The sequence below is a fragment of the Hymenobacter polaris genome (assembly GCF_012927305.1).
In the GTDB taxonomy this organism is placed as follows: Bacteria; Bacteroidota; Bacteroidia; order Cytophagales; family Hymenobacteraceae; genus Hymenobacter; species Hymenobacter polaris.
Window position 1 is genome coordinate 938,864 of record NZ_JABBGH010000002.1, and the last position, 16,699, is coordinate 955,562.

The following is a 16,699-nucleotide window of genomic DNA, read 5'->3' on the forward strand; positions in this document are numbered from 1 at the left end:
GAGGTAAAAAAGGCGGTCATGCTGAACTTGCCGAAGCATCTCTGCTGAATAATGTCGTGCGGTTAATTCTAACGGCGCGGTAGAGATGCTTCGGCAAGCTCAGCATGACCGCCTTTTTTACCTCTTACCTTTTACCTCTTAACTCCCCTAGGCCACCTGCCCGGCCAACAGGTCCTCAAACGTCTGCCGCTTGCGGATGAGGCGCAGGCTGCCGTCCTCTTCCAGCAGTACCTCGGCGGGGCGCAGGCGCGAGTTGAAGCTGCTGCTCATCTCGAAGCCGTAGGCGCCGGCGTTGTGGAAGGCCAGCACGTCGCCCTCGCGCACCTCGGGCAGCAGGCGGTCCCAGGCGAAGGTGTCGGTTTCGCAGATGTTGCCCACCACCGTGTACAGGCGCTCGGGGCTGGCCGGGTGCGAGAGGTTGCTGATGTGGTGGTAGGCGTCGTACATCATCGGCCGGATGAGGTGGTTGAAGCCCGAGTTGACGCCCGCAAACACCGTGGCCGTGGTGTGCTTCACGGTGCTCACCTCCACCAGCAAGAAGCCGCACTCGCTCACCAGGTACTTGCCCGGCTCGAACCAGGCTTCCAGCGGCCGGCCGTATTCCACCTCAAAGTCCTGGAAGGCCGCCGCCACGCGCTCGCCCAGGCCGGCCACATCGGTTTCGGGGTCACCGGGCTTGTAGGGCACCTTGAAGCCCGAGCCCAGGTCCAGGAACTCCAGCTGCGGGAAGCGCCGGGCGGCGTCGAATAGAATATCTAACGCCCGCAAAAACACCTCTACGTCCTTAATCTCGGAGCCCGTGTGCATGTGCAGGCCGCGCACGTGCAGGCCGGTGCCCTTCACCACGCGCTCGAGGTGGCGCATTTGGTGAATGCTGACGCCGAACTTGCTGTCGATGTGGCCGGTCGAAATCTTGTAGTTGCCGCCCGCCTCGATGTGCGGGTTCAGGCGCACGCACACCGGGTAGCTGCCGCCAAACGTGGCCCCAAATTGCTCGAGCAGCGCGAGGTTGTCGATGTTGAGGTTCACGCCCAGTTCCTTGGCCTCCACCAGCTCACTGAAGGCCACGCTGTTGGGCGTAAACAGGATGTTTTCGGGCGCAAAGCCCGCGTGTAGCCCCAGGCGTACTTCGTTGATGCTCACGCAGTCGAGGCCCGCGCCCTCGGCCAGCAGCACCCGCAGCACGGCCACGTTGGTAAGGGCCTTGCAGGCGTAAAAGAACCGCGTGGGGTGGCCGCTGAAAGCCGCCGTGAGCTTGTGGTACTGACGCCGGATGGTGGCGGCCTCATACACGTAGAGCGGGGTGCCAAACTGAGCGGCGGCGGCCAGCAGGGCCGTGGTAGGAAGCGAAGCAGACATTACGAAACAGCAGAAAAACCGCGGCCAGGCCGCGCCCCCAAAGGTACGCCGGCCCTAGGGGTAGTTGGCCGCGCCAAGCCCGCCGATATATTTACGGTGCTATCTTACCGTCCTGCTTTTCCCGAGAATGAAAAAACTGGTTACCCTTGCCGGGCTGCTGGTCCTCAGCCTAGCCGCCCACGCCCAAGACGCGCCCGTGGCCACCACCACTGCCTCGCCTACGCCCTACCAGGTGCAGTACGACTCGTTGCAAGCCCGCGCGCGGCGGGTGCGCGCCTCGGCGGCCGCCCGCACCCAGCAGGTCAAAACCAATTTTTTAGCCTTGGGGGGCACGCGCCGGGTTATTATGAGCCTGGGCGTCCCGCGCGTGATACCGACCAGCGTCGGCGAAACGCTGGTGCGCGAAGTGCGGATAAAGAAGGAAACCGTGAAGCACAAGCGGCACGGCGCCATCGTGCGCAAGGTGGTGTACTACGGCGGCAGCAAACCACGGCTCTACGAATACTACGAGGACGGGCAGCTAGTGCAGCTAGAGCTAAACGGCTACGCCCTGAACACGGGCAGCGGCAACAATACATTCGTGACTATGCGCTGGCTGCGCGGCAACTACCTGACCGTAAGCCAACAAGCCAGCACAGGCGCCAGCCGGTACGCAACTCAGCGGCAAACCTTTAGCGAGCCCGCTATCATCGCGCAGTAGCCCATGCCTCCCAACCCATCCCCGCTTCCCGAAGTGTGGCTGCGCGGTCCGCTGCCCGCGGTGCCGCCGCTGCTGCAACCCGTAGCCCACGCCCTGCTGCAAGCCCGCGAGGAGTTGGCCGAGCACCTGGCTACTTTCCCGGCCGCCAAGCTGGCCGCGCGGCCCCTAGGGTTGGCGTCGGTGGGCTTCCACCTGCGCCACCTCACGGGCGTGCTCGACCGCACCTTTACCTACGCCCGCGGCGAGGCCCTAGGCCCCGCCCAGCTCGCCTACCTGGCCGCCGAGGAGCAGCCGCCCACCCACCCCGGCGCCGTGCAGGAGCTGCTGCAAGCCTTTAGCCAGCAGGTAGAGGCGGCGCTGGCCCAGCTCATCGCCACGCCCGAGGCCAGCCTACCCGAATGGCGCGGCGTGGGCCGGGCCCAGCTGCCCAGCACCGTGCTGGGCCTGCTCACCCACGCCGCCGAGCATACCATGCGCCACGTGGGCCAGGTACTCGTAACGGCCCGGGTGGTAAGTGGTGAGCAATGAGCAATGAACAGTGGGCAACTTTGCTCTTTGTTTATTGCTCATTGCTCATTATTTCCCGTGTGGCGCTCAGTTGTTGACTCTTACTGGATAACTATCGCGTATCCGATTACCCTGCTGCTATCCGTGTACCTAGGCGCCGAGTTTGCGCGGCGGCGCTACCTGGCGCACGGCAAAACCTGGAAGTCGATTGGCGTGGAAGGTGGCATCTTCGGCATGTTCGGGCTGCTGCTCTCGTTTACGCTGGTGGCCTCGGGCAACGCTGTGAAGGCCCGCGACGGCATCGTGCATGCCGAAGCCAGCAGCATTGCCGACTTGCACCGCCAGGCCAAGCTCTACCCGCCCGAGCTGCGCGCCCTGGTAAACGGCTACCTGCTGCGCTCGCTGGCCGCGCAGCTGCGCCACCCCACCCCCGACCCCGCCGAGTGCCTGGGGCTGGTGCGCTACTCCGAGGCCCTAGGGCGCCGTTTCGATGCCGAGCTGCTGGCCTACCTGGCGCGCCAACCCACCCAGCAGGCTACCGGCCAGCAGGTGCTGGCCCTGGCCGCCACCAAAAACGCCAACTACCTGGCCCTGCTCTACACCTTCCGCGAGCGCACGCCCCGCACCATTCTGCTGGCCTTAGGGGTACTGTCGTGGGTGATGGGCTTCCTGATTGGGTTTATGAACCGCTTCTCGGAGCAGCCGAGCCCGCTGGTGCCGCTGGTGTACATCGTGACGGTGGCCGTGCTCGTCACCACCATCCGCGACCTCGACAACCCCGGCCGCGGCGTCGTCACGCCCGACTACGACGACCTGCGCCACGTGCACAGCCTGATACTAGGCGACGAGGCCGCGGCGCTGCCCGCCCGGCTGCCGCCGCTGCGGGCCATCTAAACCGGCTGGCTTGCGTAAGCAGCGGGTGGCGGCCCGGCCGCCTAGCCCCCCCCATGAACCAGCTGCTTCCCCTGGCGGCCGGCCTGGCCCTGCTGCTAGCCGGCCCCGCCGCCCTCGCCCAATCCTCTTCTTCCCCGCGCAAGCCCATGCAAACTCCCCAGTACCAGTCGCCCGACAAGGCCGTTGAGCACGGCAAAGCCCCCGGCCTCACCTACAAGCTGCTCAGCGAGCAGGGCGGCGTTAAAAACTACGTGCTCATCTTCGCCAAGGGCGACGAGGTGCTGAGCGGGCTCACCGACTTCGCGGCCGCCCAGGGCATGCAGGCGGCGCACTTCTCGGCCATCGGCGCGTTCTCGCACGTCACCACCGCCTGGTTCGACCCCCAGAAAAAGCAGTACCGCCTCAACCCCATCCAGGGCCCCGTGGAGTTGGTGTCGCTGCTCGGCGACGTGGCCCTGCAAGATGGCAAGCCCGCCGTGCACAGCCACTTGGCCGTGGGCCACCCCGATGGCCGCGTCGAGGGCGGCCACCTCATCGAAGCCCACGTGTTCCCGACGGTCGAGCTGTTTCTGACCGTGTACCCCACGCCACTCTACAAAAAGGCCGACCCCGAAACCGACCTGCACCTCATTGACCCCGCGGCCACCAAGTAGCCGGGTTGGCGCCGGTACCAAGCCAATGTATCGTGGCCGCTGCGAACTGCTTTGAGGGTACCAGTGCGTTATTTAGCGGCTCATTCCTTTACTGCCGCTTTGCTCATGGCCAACCGTCGCCGTTTCCTCTCGTCTTCCGCCGCCGGTCTAGCGCTGCTCGCCGTGCCGGCCGGCGCCGCGCGCGCCCAGCCGCCCCGCCCCAACGTGCGCGGCAAGGCGCTGGTCATCTCTACCTGGGATGAGGGCCTGGCCGCCAACCAGGATGCCTGGGAAATTCTGAAGAAAGGCGGCCCCGCCCTCGACGCCGTGGAGGCGGGCGTGCGCATCACCGAAGACTCGCAGAACTGCTGCGTGGGCCTAGGGGCCAACCCCGACCGCGACGGCATCGTGACGCTCGACGCCTGCATCATGGACCACCAGTTTAACTGCGGCAGCGTGGCGGCGCTCGAGCGCATCAAGCACCCCATCAGCGTGGCGCGGCGCGTGATGGAGAAGACGCCGCACGTGATGCTGGTGGGCGAGGGCGCCCAGCAGTTTGCCGTGGCCCAGGGCTTCCCGCTCGAGCCGCAGGTACTCAGCCCCGAGGCCGAAAAAAACTACCGCGAGTGGTTGAAAACCAGCGAGTACAAGTCGGTTATCAACATTGAGAACTCCGGTAATAAGCGAGTTGGCCCCGTGGGCGGCCCTCAAAACCACGACACCATTGCCATGCTAGCCCTCGATGCCCTAGGCAACCTCAGCGGCAGCTGCACCACCAGCGGCATGGGCTTTAAGATGCGCGGCCGCCTGGGCGACTCGCCCATTATCGGCGCGGGCTTATTCGTGGATAATGAGGTGGGTGCCGCCGCCGCCACCGGCCAGGGCGAGGACGTAATCCGCATGGCCGGCTCGCACACGGTAGTGGAGCTGATGCGCCAGGGCCTCGCCCCCAAGGCCGCCTGCCGCGCCGCTGTCGAGCGCATCGCCAAAATCAAAGGCGCCGCGGCCAAGGACATCCAGGTAGGCTTCATTGCCGTGAACAACCAAGGCCAGATTGGCGCCTTCGCGCTGCAAAAAGGCTTCAGCTACGCCGTGTGCAACGCGCAGAACCAGCGGCAGTTGCTGAAGTGCGAGTACTTGTTGCAGTGATTAATGAGTAACGTTTAGTGGGTAGTGCTTGATACGCGACATGCTCGCAATGACAGGCGCCATTAAGCACTACCCACTAAACGTTACTCATTATTTCCGCGGCTTGGCGCGCTCGTACTGCGGGGGCCAGGCCACGTCGGCCCCTAGGGCGTGGGCGGCGTGCAGCGGGAAATACGGGTCGCGCAGCTCTTCGCGGGCCAGTAGCACCAGGTCGGCCTGGCCGCTGGCTACGATTTCTTCCGCCTGCTGAGGTGTGGTGATGAGGCCCACGGCGCCGGTTGGGATGCCCGCCTCGTGCCGGATGCGCGCGGCAAACTCCACCTGGTAGCCAGGGCCTAGGGGTATTGTGGCGTGGGGCACGTTGCCGCCGGTGCTGCAATCCACCAGGTCTACGCCGCGCTCGCGCAGCACGCGGGCCAGCCGCACCGACTCGTCGGGCGTCCAGCCGCCCTCGGCCCAGTCGGTGGCCGAGATGCGCACCAGCAGCGGCAAGTCGGCGGGCAGCACCTCACGCACGGCAGCCACTACCTCCAGCAGCAGCCGGCTGCGGTTCTCGAACGAGCCGCCGTAGGCGTCGGTGCGCTGGTTGCTGAGCGGCGACAGGAACTCGTGCAGCAGGTAGCCGTGAGCGGCGTGAATCTCTATCACCCGGAAGCCCGCGGCCAGGCTGCGCACGGTGGCGCTGCAAAAATCGGCCACCACCTTCTGCAGGCCCGCCGCGTCGAGCGCCGTCGGCTGCGGGTAGTTGTCGGCAAACGCAATGGCGCTGGGAGCCACCACCGGCCAGCCGCCCTCGGCCAGGGCGCCGCTGCCGCGCCACGGCGCATACGTGCTGGCCTTGCGCCCGGCGTGGGCCAACTGAATGCCCGGCACGCAGTTTTGCGCCTCGATAAACTCGTTGATGCGCTTCAGAACGGCAATCTGCTCATCTTGCCAGATGCCTAGGTCCTCGGGCGTGATGCGGCCCTCGGGCGACACGGCGGTGGCTTCCTGAATGAGCAGGCCGGCCCCGCCCACGGCCCGGCTGCCCAGGTTCACGAGGTGCCAGTCGTTGGCGAGGCCATCTTGGGCGCTGTACTGGCACATGGGCGCCACGGCCAGGCGGTTCTTGAGGGTGAGGCCGCGCAGAGCGAGCGGCTCGAAAAGGGTATGCATAGGAAAAGGCGAAAAGTAGCGCGGACGTTGCAGCCCGAGCTACTACAGCTAACCCTGCCCATAGGTTGGCGCGTAAAGGCAGGCAGCTTTTTCACAAAAACCTAGCGTGATGCTTCAAGAAAATTCCACTACGGCGCTGCTCGACGAGACCGCCCGCACAATTGCCTGCGCCACCTCGCGCCGCCAGTTTATCAACCACGCGGGCCGGGGCCTGCTGGCCGTGGGCGTGGCCGGCACCCTAGGGCCCATAGCCGCCACCCCGGCCGAAGCCGCCGACCTGGGTAGCGGCGACGCGGCCCTGCCGCCCACCGGTCCGCTCGACATTACGCTGCCGCCCCTAGAAGCGCCCACCGACCCCAAGGCCGGCCCCTTCCCCAACCCCGACGCGCCCGACCAGCGCGTGGGCTACGCCATTGTGGGCCTAGGGCACCTCACGCTGGCCGAGATTCTGCCCGGCTTCGGGCAGTGCAAGCACGCCAAGCCGGTGGCCCTGGTGAGCGGCAGCCCCGACAAGATGGCCAAGGCCGCCAAACAGTACGGCATCAAGCCCAGCAACTGCTACAGCTACCAGGACTACGACAAGCTCAAGGACAACCCCGAGGTGCAGGTGATTTACATCGTACTGCCCAACTCGATGCACCACGAGTACGTGCTGCGCGGGGCCCGGGCCGGCAAGCACATCCTCTGCGAGAAGCCCATGGCCAACTCGGTGAAGGAGTGCGAGGAGATGATAGCCGCCTGCCAAAAGGCCAACGTGAAGCTGATGATTGCCTACCGCATTCAGTACGAGCCGCTGAACCGCGAGGCCATGAAGCGGGTGCGTGCCAAGCAGTACGGCCAAACCAAGCTCATCCAGATGATGGACTGCCAGAACCAAGCCCACGACAACCAGTGGCGCCACAAGAAGGCTCTGGCCGGCGGCGGCGCCCTGCCCGACATTGGCCTGTACTGCCTCAATACCACCCGCTTCCTGCTGGGCGAGGAGCCCGACGAGGTGTTTGCCTACACCTACAGCACGCCCGGCGACGACCGCTTCAAGGAAATCGAGGAAAACGTGAGCTTTACGCTGCGCTTCCCGAGCGGGGTCATCTCGCAGTGCCTGGCCGGCTACGGCTCGTTCAACAGCAAGAACTACATGGTGCACGCCGAAACCGGCACCATCAAGATGGACCCGGCCTTCCCCTACAAAGGCCTCAAGCAGGAGTTTGTGCACGCCCCCGAGGGCAAGCAGGTCATCGAGCAGCCCAGCAACCCCGGCAAGCAGCAGTTCGCGCTCGAAATGGACCACATGGCCCTGTGCGTGCGCCACAACCAGCAGCCCTACACCCCCGGCGAAGAAGGCCTGCAAGACCAGCGCATTATGGAAGCCATCTACAAGTCGGCCCGCGAAGGCAAGCCCGTGAAGCTGACCGCCGGCGTGGGCAAAACCGACGCCTTCCGCGGCACCCCCCCGCAGGACGACGCGGCCTAGGGGATAAGTAATAAGCGTAAGTAAAAGAACGTCATGCTGAGCGCAGCCGAAGCATCTCTACCGCGCCTTTCGGGTCGTTTGGTAGAGATGCTTCGGCTGCGCTCAGCATGACGTTCTTTGTTTATCATTCTCCACAAACCTCTTTCCCCACCCCATGAAGCACCTCTTCCTGACCGCTACCCTAAGCCTGGCCCTTACCAGCGCCGCCCCCCCTAGGGCCGCCGCCCCCGTTAAGGTAACCGTGCGCCATACCGCGGCCGGCTACGAGCTGCTGCGCGGCGGCCAGCCCTACTTCGTGAAAGGCGCCGGCGGCAGCCAGTACCCCGAACGCATTGAGGCCTACGGCGGCAATTCCATCCGCACCTGGGGCACGGGCGGCGCCGATAAGGTACTGGCCGACGCCAACCAGCATGGCCTGACGGTGATGCTGGGCCTCGACGTGGCCCGCGAGCGTCACGGCTTCGACTACAACGACGCGGCGGCCGTGGCCGCGCAGCTGCAGCGCATTAAAGGCGAGGTGCTGAAGTACAAGGACAACCCCGCCGTGCTGCTGTGGGGCATTGGCAACGAGCTGAACCTCGACTACACCAACCCCAAGGTGTGGGACGCCGTGAATGACATCGCCCGGATGATTCACGAGGTGGACCCCAACCACCCCACCAGCACGGTGCTGGCCGGGGCCAGCAAAAAGGAAATCGAGTACGTGAAAACGCGCTGCCCGGCGGTAGACATCCTCAGCATCAACACCTACGCCGGCCTGGCCACCCTGCCCCAGCAAGTGCGCGACGCCAGCTGGACCGGCCCCTACCTCGTAACCGAGTGGGGCCCCACCGGCCACTGGGAGGGCCCGCAAACCCCCTGGAAAGCCTCGGTAGAAGAAACCAGTAGCCAGAAAGCCGCCGTGTACCGGAGCCGCTACGAGGCCTCGGTGAAGCAGGATAAGGCGCAGTGCCTGGGCTCCTACGTATTCCTGTGGGGCCAGAAGCAGGAGCGCACGCCCACCTGGTACGGCCTCTTTACGGAGCGGGGCGAGGAAACCGAGGTGATGGACGTGCTGCAATACGAGTGGACCGGCCAGTGGCCCAAAAACCGCGCCCCGCACATCGCCAGCTTCACCCTAGGGGGCCAAACCGCCACCGAGGCCGTGACCCTCAAGCCTGGCCAAACCGCCCCCATCGTAGCTGCCATCACCGACCCCGATAAGGATAAGCTGACCTACCGCTACGAGCTGCTGCCCGAAAGCACCGACCTCAAGCAGGGCGGCGACCGCGAAAGCCGGCCCCAGGCCGTAGCCGGCGCCCTGCCCACCGGCGCCGGCGGGCAAACCACGCTCACCGCACCCGCCCAGCCCGGCGCCTACCGCCTGTTCGTGTATGGCGAGGACGGCCACGGCAACGTAGCCACGGGCAACATCCCGTTTCTGGTGCAGTAGGCCAGTAGCTTGGGCGCTACGCGGTAGCAGCAGGCGGTCAATTCCCCTCCTTAGCTAAGGAGGGGATGTTGGCGCGACGCGCCAACGGGGGTGGTTGTGGGCGTTGAACGAGTCGGCGGCCACTCCATAACGGGTCGTTCAACGATGTCAACCACCCCAGCTTCGGCTACGCCGAAGCGTCCCCTCCTTGGCTAAGGAGGGGAATTGACCGCCTGCTGCTACCGCGCCACTTGGGTTAGCTTGGACGCTGCAAGTGCGCGCGAGCCTAGCGAGCAGCTAGCGCCTAGGGGGCGTCCGCACGCGAGGGTGTTCGCTGCGCTTGCGCTCGGCCTCGCAGCGTCCAAGCTACTTTTTTTCTTGCCAAATTAAAATTCCTTCCTACCTTGCCGCCGCAAACAGCACTCGCCATGTTCAGCGCCCGCTACTTTTTTGGCTACTTTTATTTTACGCCGCCCGCGTAGAACGAGTCGCCATGTAGCTAATAACCAGATAATAGCAGCGCCACTCGTTCCGCGAGTGGCGCTTTTTTTATTGCCCCAAGCGCCCGTTGAGCTGTTCATTGATAACTGTTAATTGATAATTGAAATGCAAGTCGCCATTCAGGGTTTCCAGGGTAGTTTCCACGAGGTAGCCGCCCGCCAGTATTTTGGCGACCAGGTGGGCCTAGGGTACTGCGCTACCTTTGGCGAGGTGGTAGGCCAGGCCACCGACGGCCGCGCCGACGCTGCCCTCATGGCCATGGAAAACTCGCTGGCCGGCAGCATCTTGCCTAACTACCTGCTGCTCGAGCGCCACCCGCTCACCATCACCGGCGAAATCTACCTGCCCATTCACCAGCACCTGTTAGTGCTGCCCGGCACCCAGTTGGCCGATATCCGGGCCGTGCACTCGCACCCCATGGCCCTGCGCCAGTGCGGCGACTACCTCGGCCAGCACCCCGGTTGGCAGTTGGTCGAAACCGAAGATACCGGCCTGAGCGCCCAACTGCTGGCCGAGCGCCAAACGCCCGGCGTGGCTGTCATTGCCGGGGCCCAGGCCGCCGAGGCCTTCGGGCTGGAAATTCTGGCCCCGGCCATCAACGACGACCCCCACAACTACACCCGCTTCCTGGTGCTGAAGCGCGCCGCCGAGGCCGCCCCCGTGGCCCAGCCCGATAAGGCCAGCCTGTACTTCTACACCTCGCACGCGCCGGGTATGCTGGCGCGGGTGCTCACGCTCATCGCGGGCCTAGGGTTGAATTTGAGCAAGTTGCAGTCGTGCCCCCGGCCCAGCCAGCCCTGGCACTACGGCTTCCACGCCGACGTAGAGTTCGCCACGCCTACCCAACTCGACGCCCTGCTGGCCGAACTGCCCGCCGTTACGGAGGAGCTGCGGGTGCTGGGCGCCTACCAGCGCGGCAGCATGGACTTCGGCCCGGTAGGGGAGGCAGACGAAAGCCAAAAAGAACGTCATGCTGAGCTTGCCGAAGCATCTCTACCGCATTCGTTGAACGATACCCTAGAGGCGCGGTAGAGATGCTTCGCAGGCTCAGCATGACGTTCTATATGACGCTGATAACTGTTAATTGATAACTGTTAAATGATAATCGACGCCGCCCGCCGCCTCGCTAATACCGGCGAATACTATTTCTCGCGCAAGCTGCGCGAGCTGGCCGCCCTCAACGCGGCCGGGGCCAGCATCATCAGCCTGGGCATTGGCAGCCCCGACCTGCCGCCGCACCCGAGCGTAGTGGCGGCCCTAGGGGCTACCGCTGCCCAACCCGGTGCCCACGGCTACCAGAGCTACCAGGGCACCCCCGCGCTGCGCCAGGCCATGGCCGATTTCTACCAGCACCACTACGGCGTGCAACTCGACCCCGCTACCGAGGTGCTGCCGCTGGCCGGCTCCAAGGAGGGCCTAATGCACATCGGCATGGCCTTCTTGCAGGAAGGCGACGCGGTGCTCATCCCCAACCCCGGCTACCCCACCTACCGCGCCGTGGCCGAAATCTGCGGGGCCGAGGTGCGCGAGTACGCTCTCACGGCCGAAACCAACTGGCTGCCCAACCTGGAGGCGCTAGCCCAGGGTGACTTACGCAGCGTGAAAATGATGCTCGTCAACTACCCGCACATGCCCACTGGCGCGCCCGCCTCGCCCGAGTTCCTGGCCCGGCTGGTGCAGTTTGCGCAGGCGCACGGCATCATGCTGGTGCACGACAACCCCTACGGCTTCGTGCTCAACGAAACGCCCCCCACCAGCTTGCTGAGTGTACCAGGGGCTAAGGAGGTGGCCCTAGAGCTGAACTCGCTGAGCAAGAGCCACAACCTGGCCGGCTGGCGCGTGGGCATGCTAGTGGGCCGCGCCGACTGGCTGGCCACGGTGCTGCGCTTCAAGAGCAACATGGACTCGGGGATGTTCCTGGGTATTCAGCAGGCGGCGGTGGCGGCGCTGGCCCTAGGGCCCGAGTGGTTCGAGGAGCTGAACGCTACCTACCGCGCCCGCCGCGCCCTGGTGCACGAGCTGCTGGCCGCCCTTGGGTGCGAGGCGGCCCCCGGCCAAACCGGCCTCTTCCTGTGGGCCAAGGTGCCCGCGCCCCACGCCGACGGCTACGCCCTGAGCGACGCCGTGCTGGCCGAGGCCCGCGTGTTTCTGACGCCCGGCGGCATCTTCGGCAGCAACGGCAACGGCTACATCCGCGCCAGCCTCTGTCAGCCTGAGGCGGTGCTGCGCGAGGCGCTGGCGCGGGTGCGGGCGGCCTCCGAAAAGCTTTATAAAGAAGACCGTCATGCTGAGCTTGCCGAAGCATCTCTACCGAACAACGACACCCAGACGACTCGCTAACGGCGTGGTGGAGATGCTTCGGCAAGCTCAGCATGACGGTCTATTATGACAGTAAAGCAATGACCATCACTATCATCGGCCTAGGCTTAATCGGCGGCTCGCTGGGGCTGGGGCTGCGGCAGCACGGGCTGGCCAGCCGGCTCATCGGCCTGGAGGCTAATCCCGCCTACGCCCGCCGGGCCCTGGAACTGGGCCTCGTGGACGAGCTGGCCGCCGACCTACCCGCCGCCGTGGCCCCGGCCGACCTGGTAGTGGTGGCCGTGCCCATGGATGCCATGGTGACCCTGCTGCCCCAGGTGCTCGACCTGATAACTGACCAGCAGATAGTTATCGACGTGGGCTCGACCAAGGGCAACCTGCTGGCCGCCGTGGCCCAGCACCCGCGCCGCCGCCGCTTCGTGGCCGTGCACCCCATGGCCGGCACCGAGTACAGCGGCCCCGACGCGGCCGTGCGCGGCCTCTTCGAGGGCAAAACGCTGGTCATCTGCGATGCCGAGGCCAGCGACCCGGCGGCCGTCGCGACCGTGGAGGCGCTGTTCCGGGCCCTGCCCATGCGCGTGACCCACCTCGGCGCGGCCGACCACGACCTGCACACGGCCTACGTGTCGCACATCTCGCACCTCACCTCCTTCGCCCTAGCCCTCACAGTGCTCGAAAAGGAGCGCCGCGGCGAGCAGCGCATCTTCGACCTGGCGGGTGGCGGCTTCGCCAGCACCGTGCGCCTGGCCAAGAGCGCCCCCGCCACCTGGGTGCCCATCTTCCGCCAAAACCGCGACAACGTGCTCGACGTGCTCGACGAGCACCTGCACCAGCTGCACCAGCTGCGCGAGCTGTTGCGGCAGGAGGACTACGCCGGGCTGGCGGCGGCCTTTGAGAAAGCCAATGCCATAAAGAAAATCATTCCTTAACCCATGCAAAAAGGCGGTCATGCTGAGCTTGTCGAAGCATCTCTACCGCAGAACTAATCTCAGACGTCAGGATTACTTACGCGGGAGAGATGCTTCGACAAGCTCAGCATGACCGCCTTTTTTAGCCATCAACAACCATTCAGCCATGCAGCCAGCAGCAAACCAGCTCTTAGCCACTACCCCCATGTTCGACCGTCTTTTCAACCGCCAGCCTTCCGACAAGCCCTTCCTCATCTCGGGCCCCTGCTCGGCCGAAACTGAGAGCCAAGTGCTCGAAACCTGCCAGCGCCTAGCCGCCACCGGCAAGGTGCAGGCCCTGCGCGCCGGCATCTGGAAGCCCCGCACCAAGCCCGGCGGCTTCGAGGGCGTGGGCGTGAAGGGTCTGCCCTGGCTGAAGAAAGCCAGCGAGCTGACCGGCCTGCCCGTGGCCGTGGAGGTAGCCACCGCCAAGCACGTGGAGGACTGCCTGGCTTTCGGCGTGGACCTGGTGTGGGTGGGCGCCCGCACCACCGGCAACCCCTTCTCGGTGCAGGAAATCGCCGATGCGCTGCGCGGCACCGACGTGCCGGTGCTGGTAAAAAACCCCATCCACCCCGAGCTGGAGCTGTGGGTGGGCGCGCTGGAGCGCCTGCAAAAAGCCGGCGTGAAGCAACTGGGCATGATTCACCGCGGCTTTTCGAGCTACGGCAACACCGACTACCGCAACGCCCCGATGTGGCACCTGCCCATCGAGATGAAGCGCCGCCTACCCGACATGCCCATCCTCAACGACCCCAGCCACATCTGCGGCCGCCGCGATACGCTGTTCGGCGTGGCCCAACAGGCACTGGATTTGGACTTCGACGGCACCATGATTGAGAGCCACATCGACCCCGACAACGCCTGGAGCGACGCCAAGCAGCAAATCACGCCCGAGGTGCTAGGCAAGCTAATCGAGGACCTAGTGTGGCGCCACGAAACCACCGACAAGGAGGAGTACCTGAATGCCCTGGCCGGCCTGCGCCAGCAAATCAACAACCTTGACGCCGAGATTATCCAGCTGCTGGGTCGCCGCATGAGCGTGTCGGAGAAAATCGGCCAGTACAAGAAGGAGAACGACATCACGGTGCTGCAAACCGCCCGCCTCAACGAGATTCTGGACCGCGCCAAGCGCCAGGGCAGCCAGGTGGGCCTGAGCGAGGACTTCGTGGAGCGCTACATGGAAGCCGTACACTTGGAGTCGGTGCAGCGCCAGGAAAAGGTGATGCAGGGCTAAGAGGCCTAGGGGCTGCTCGCCTGAAAAAGAACGTCATGCTGAGCGCAGTCGAAGCATCTCTACCACATCGTTGAACGACGTTGTTCGGTAGAGATGCTTCGGCAAGCTCAGCATGACCGCCTTTTTTATCAGGTAATCTTACCTTCCAATATGAAACAACGCTACCTCCTAACCCTGGCCGCCGCGCTGCTTACCCTAGGGCCCGCCCAGGCCCAGCACCTGCCCAAAGCCCAGCACGAGCTGCTGGCCACGCCCAGCACCGTAGCCTGGGGCTACTATTGGGCCGATGCCGCGCCGGTGCTGCGCATCAAATCGGGCGAAACGGTGCAGGTGCACACGCTCATTACCAGCACCCCCGCGCGGCTCGAAGGCGCCGGCGTGCCCCCGGCCCAGGTTGAGCAGAGCCTGCGCGACATCACCGAGAAAGTGACCAACAAGGGGCCGGGCGGGCACATCCTCACTGGCCCCATCTACGTGGAGGGCGCCCAGCCGGGCGACGTGCTGGAGGTGCGCATCAAGGGCATCGAGCTGGCCATCCCCTACGCCTACAACGCGTTCGGGCCCAAGAGCGGGTTTATTCCGGAAGACTTCGGCTACGCCAAGATGCGGATTATCCCGCTGGATGCCAAGAAGATGGTGGCCAACTTTGCGCCCAACATCAAGCTGCCGCTGCACCCGTTTTTTGGCAGTATGGGCGTAGCCCCGCCGCCCGCGTCGGGCCGCGTGAACAGCGCGCCGCCCGGCATCCACGGCGGCAACCTCGACAACAAGGATTTGGTGGTGGGCACCACGCTCTACCTGCCGGTACACGTGCCGGGCGCCCTGTTTTTCGTGGGCGACGGCCACGCCGGCCAGGGCAACGGCGAGGTGGACATCACCGCCCTCGAAACCTCGCTCATCGGCAACCTGGAGTTCATCGTGCACCACGACGAGCACCTGACCGTGCCCCGCGCTGAAACGCCCACCCACTACATCAGCATGGGCCTGGACGAGGACCTGACCCTGGCCGCCAAGCAGGCCGTGCGCGAAATGATTGACTTCCTGGTAAAAACGAAGGGCATGACCCGCGACGACGCCTACATGCTGTGCAGCGTGGCCGGCGACCTCAACGTGACGCAGGTAGTGGACGGCACCCGCGGCGCCCACGTGCTGCTGCCCAAAAGCATTTTCGGCAAGGATAAGAAGTAAGTAGCAAGCAAATCAGACCGTCATGCTGAGCTTGCCGAAGCATCTCTACCGAACAATACGGCGCGGTAGAGATGCTTCGGCAAGCTCAGCATGACGGTCTGATTTGCTTGCTGACGCCAACCGCCAGCTACTTGCCCGCCAGGAACTCTCCGATGTTGTCGTTCAAGAACTTAGCGTCGGCGGGGTTGCTGGCGGCGCCGGCGGTGTGGCCCCACAGCGAGGGGATGGGCAATAACCGCACCTGCGGAATGAAGGCGGCCTCGTAGCGCGCATCGCCCACCGGGAAGTACATATCCGTTTCGGAGGGCATGTAGAGCAGCGGCACCCGGATGGACCCTAGGGCCTTGGCTACGTCGCCGCCGAAGCCGGGGGTGCTACCCACGTCGTGGTACTCCCAGGTGCGCATCTGGGCGATGAGGTCGTTGGCGTCGGCGCCCGGAATGAAGTGCGTGCGGTAATTGTCGAGCACCTGGGCGAAGGTGGTGCCGGGCTTGGCCGTGGTGCACCACAGCTCGCGGCGCCACCACTCCTGCGAATACAGCCAGCCGGTCCAGACCACCGCAAAGGCCTCCAGGCCCTTGGTGGGCGGCGCGGTGTAGTCGCCATTTTTAAACGCCTCGTCGGCGGTGAGGGCGGCAATCTGGCCTTCGAGGCGCACCACGCCGTGGGGGTAGTTCTTGGCCGTGCCCGAGGTAGCCACCAGCCGGTCGGCAAAGGTGGGGTAGCTCACGGCCCACTGAAAGGCCTGCTGCGCCCCCATCGAAAAGCCGATGATGGCCCGCAGGTGTGTAATCTTCAGCTCTTTGGTCAGCAGCTCGTGCACCGCCGCTACGTTGTCGCGGATGGTCATGACTGGGAAGCGCGGCCCATGAAACGGCTCGGGCGTGTTGCTGGGCGACGACGACTTGCCGTTGCCAAACAGTTCGGTAGTGACCAGGAACAGCTTGGTGGTATCCAGGCACTTGCCGGGCCCGATGAGCCACTCGTAGCCCCGGTGCCCGGCCATATAGTGCGAGGGCAGCAGCACAGCGTTGTCGCGCTTCGCATTCAGGTGGCCGTAGGTGCCGTAGCCCACCCGCGCCTGCGGCAGCACCACGCCGCCCTCGGTGCGGAAGTTGGGGAGCGTGAAAAAGTGGTGCGGCACCGCGGCCGGCTTGGGCTGGGCCCGCAGCCCTAGGGCCATTAGCAGCAGGAGTAGGGTAGGGAGGAGGCGCATAAGGTATGATGAG

The 16,699-nt window shown here is 65.0% G+C and carries 15 protein-coding genes; 12 read left to right on the top strand and 3 right to left on the bottom strand.

Annotated elements, in window-relative coordinates:
- Positions 1-147: 147 nt before the first annotated feature.
- The gene (gene lysA, locus HHL22_RS14225; protein ID WP_169532011.1) at positions 148-1,359 is read right to left on the bottom strand and encodes a diaminopimelate decarboxylase; all 1,212 of its coding nucleotides are present in this window, start codon (positions 1,357-1,359) and stop codon (positions 148-150) included.
- Positions 1,360-1,486: 127 nt separating this feature from the next.
- Here lysA and HHL22_RS14230 point away from each other — a divergent pair, with 127 nt between their 5' ends.
- The 5 genes from HHL22_RS14230 (at position 1,487) to HHL22_RS14250 (ending at position 5,241) form a co-directional block, all read left to right on the top strand.
- A complete protein-coding gene (locus tag HHL22_RS14230; RefSeq protein ID WP_169532012.1) occupies positions 1,487-2,059 on the top strand; it encodes a hypothetical protein in 573 nt (190 codons plus the stop codon).
- Between the two features lie 3 nt (positions 2,060-2,062).
- Positions 2,063-2,587 (top strand): DinB family protein, encoded by a 525-nt coding sequence (locus HHL22_RS14235; RefSeq protein WP_169532013.1) that lies wholly within the window; start codon positions 2,063-2,065, stop codon positions 2,585-2,587.
- Positions 2,588-2,644: 57 nt separating this feature from the next.
- Positions 2,645-3,460: a bestrophin-like domain gene (locus HHL22_RS14240; RefSeq protein WP_169532014.1), complete on the top strand. Its 816-nt coding sequence runs from the start codon at positions 2,645-2,647 to the stop codon at positions 3,458-3,460.
- 53 nt (positions 3,461-3,513) lie between these two features.
- The gene (locus tag HHL22_RS14245) at positions 3,514-4,113 is read left to right on the top strand and encodes a PPC domain-containing DNA-binding protein (RefSeq protein ID WP_206680724.1); all 600 of its coding nucleotides are present in this window, start codon (positions 3,514-3,516) and stop codon (positions 4,111-4,113) included.
- 105 nt (positions 4,114-4,218) lie between these two features.
- Complete coding sequence (locus HHL22_RS14250) at positions 4,219-5,241, top strand: N(4)-(beta-N-acetylglucosaminyl)-L-asparaginase (protein WP_169532015.1); 1,023 nt, start codon at positions 4,219-4,221, stop codon at positions 5,239-5,241.
- Between the two features lie 90 nt (positions 5,242-5,331).
- Here HHL22_RS14250 and HHL22_RS14255 read toward each other — a convergent pair whose 3' ends face one another.
- Positions 5,332-6,396, bottom strand: a complete 1,065-nt coding sequence (locus HHL22_RS14255; protein WP_169532016.1) for an NADH:flavin oxidoreductase/NADH oxidase — start codon at positions 6,394-6,396, stop codon at positions 5,332-5,334.
- A 109-nt stretch (positions 6,397-6,505) separates the two neighbouring features.
- Between HHL22_RS14255 and HHL22_RS14260 the strand changes: the two genes are divergently transcribed.
- From HHL22_RS14260 to HHL22_RS14290, 7 genes are all read left to right on the top strand, one after another.
- On the top strand, positions 6,506-7,867 hold the full coding sequence (locus HHL22_RS14260; protein WP_169532461.1) for a Gfo/Idh/MocA family protein: 1,362 nt from the start codon (positions 6,506-6,508) through the stop codon (positions 7,865-7,867).
- A gap of 154 nt (positions 7,868-8,021) precedes the next feature.
- A complete protein-coding gene (locus HHL22_RS14265; RefSeq protein WP_169532017.1) occupies positions 8,022-9,299 on the top strand; it encodes a glycoside hydrolase family 2 TIM barrel-domain containing protein in 1,278 nt (425 codons plus the stop codon).
- A 585-nt stretch (positions 9,300-9,884) separates the two neighbouring features.
- Positions 9,885-10,811, top strand: coding sequence for a prephenate dehydratase (locus HHL22_RS14270; protein ID WP_169532018.1), 927 nt, complete (start codon positions 9,885-9,887; stop codon positions 10,809-10,811).
- Positions 10,812-10,877: 66 nt separating this feature from the next.
- On the top strand, positions 10,878-12,119 hold the full coding sequence (locus tag HHL22_RS14275) for a pyridoxal phosphate-dependent aminotransferase (protein WP_169532019.1): 1,242 nt from the start codon (positions 10,878-10,880) through the stop codon (positions 12,117-12,119).
- Positions 12,120-12,178: 59 nt separating this feature from the next.
- Positions 12,179-13,027: a prephenate dehydrogenase gene (locus HHL22_RS14280; RefSeq protein WP_169532020.1), complete on the top strand. Its 849-nt coding sequence runs from the start codon at positions 12,179-12,181 to the stop codon at positions 13,025-13,027.
- 184 nt (positions 13,028-13,211) lie between these two features.
- Entirely contained in the window at positions 13,212-14,282 is a 1,071-nt protein-coding gene (locus HHL22_RS14285) for a chorismate mutase (protein WP_206680725.1), read from the top strand.
- Positions 14,283-14,432: 150 nt separating this feature from the next.
- Positions 14,433-15,470, top strand: a complete 1,038-nt coding sequence (locus HHL22_RS14290; RefSeq protein ID WP_169532022.1) for an acetamidase/formamidase family protein — start codon at positions 14,433-14,435, stop codon at positions 15,468-15,470.
- A gap of 127 nt (positions 15,471-15,597) precedes the next feature.
- On the opposite strand, the gene HHL22_RS14295 is transcribed toward HHL22_RS14290, so the two are convergent.
- The gene (locus HHL22_RS14295) at positions 15,598-16,686 is read right to left on the bottom strand and encodes an alpha/beta fold hydrolase (protein ID WP_169532023.1); all 1,089 of its coding nucleotides are present in this window, start codon (positions 16,684-16,686) and stop codon (positions 15,598-15,600) included.
- Between the last annotated feature and the right edge of the window lie 13 nt (positions 16,687-16,699).